1 protein-coding gene and 1 pseudogene are annotated in these 1,592 nt (G+C 35.7%); one reads left to right on the forward strand and one right to left on the reverse strand.

From position 1 onward, the window contains the following. On the forward strand, nucleotides 1-630 hold a 630-nt coding region (locus WYK_RS06230), incomplete at its 5' end, for a phosphotransferase family protein (RefSeq protein WP_040373698.1). Nucleotides 631-688: 58 nt separating this feature from the next. Here WYK_RS06230 and WYK_RS06235 read toward each other — a convergent pair. Next, a pseudogene (locus WYK_RS06235) lies at nucleotides 689-1,242 on the reverse strand (tyrosine-type recombinase/integrase). Between the last annotated feature and the right edge of the window lie 350 nt (nucleotides 1,243-1,592).

A 1,592-nucleotide genomic window follows, 5' to 3' on the forward strand; every position in this document is an offset into this window, starting at 1 on the left:
ATAATTGTAATGGAGTACAGAAAAGGAATAAATGGACAATCCATTTTAGATAACAATGACTTAGATAGAACAAAAGAATTATATAAAAGCTTAGGAGCATCTCTTGCTAAAAGAATACATTCAATAAAATATAACTTTACTTCAAGTGGAATCAAAGAATGCAATTTAAATGAATTAAACTTAAGTTTAGATTTTATACCTGAATTTCTTATTGCAAATTCCATAGAGATATTAAAAAACATAAACGATACTAAGGATGAATGGGTTTTAACGCATGGTGACTATGGGATTCACAATGTTTTATACACAGATACTAATACTCTTACAGTCTTAGATTGGGAATGGTCTGAATGGGCAAATCCGTTAACCGATATAGGGTGGGTCTGCTGGTTTACAAAACTTCATTACCCTAAATATGCAGATTCATTAAATCTCTTATTTATTAAAGAATATAAAATTAATAATCCAATAGATTTATCTCCTGAAGTATTAAGGGCTTTCTGTGTATATAGGGTATGGAAAGTTTTACACAAGGTCAAAAAAGCACCTCAAGAAGTACAGGAGGAATGGATTAGACGTTTAAAATGGACCATAGAAACTGACATTTTTAATTTTACCTTAATGATCTAACTGGTGCTTGAGTTGAAGAAGAGACGCCAAAAAGACCAATATGAATGTATAACTGGCATTAGTGAAAGACACTAAATGATTTCAATACGTTATTCGTTTCTTCTTCGGTGATGCCGATAAAGGATGAGAATGGTGTAGAATCCGTTGCAACATCGCAATATCCTTCGTGGACTTATAAAACCAGTATCCAAATGTCTTTCGTAAAGTATGATTGCCGACATGTTCCACACCAGCGTACTCTGCAGCCTTATTTAACTGCCGGTACGCCTGTGTAGGGGTAATCGGTCTATCTCCTTTACGAGACGGGAATAAACAGGCGCTCTGGACGTTTTTAGCGTACGCATAGACCTCTTGGAAGCAATTCGCGATATAAATGTCGCGAATTTTTTGCGTTTTGCCTTCTTTGACACGCAGAATCTTGTTTTGTTTGCCTTTTAGAGCGAGGATCTGGTGGGTGGGTAGACGGAGAAGGTCTCCAACACGCAGACCGGTTTCGCAGCCGAGGATAAAGAGGATGAAATCCCGTTCTGAACAGTGGCGTTTAACTGCCCATTTCATATCGTCTAGTTGCTGCTGATTCCGGATCGGCTGCACATCTTTTTCTGCTTTCATGTTTTCTCGCCCTTTCGGACGTCATTCAAAAATCGGGTCTTGAAAACCTTGGCGTTCAACGATTTGAATGTACGATTTTTTCTCTTTTTTTAGTATAAAGAGAGAGAAAGCGAAGGAAGTCAATGAAATCAGGGTTTTGAATGTATGATAATTACTATAATCATACATTCATATTCAAGTAAAAAAATAGGCTTGTTCAACAATTAGGGCATGATAGTTCAACACAGACTGATATAATATGAATAACATTAAAATATGAAAAGGGCGGACAATGAATGGATAATAATGTTGGACTTGATTTTTATATTGCAAATACAAAAAAAGAAATATTAGGTGAAGAATCTGTTAAA

It is taken from the genome of Peribacillus psychrosaccharolyticus ATCC 23296, from assembly GCF_000305495.1.
Taxonomy (GTDB): domain Bacteria; phylum Bacillota; class Bacilli; order Bacillales; family DSM-1321; genus Peribacillus; species Peribacillus psychrosaccharolyticus.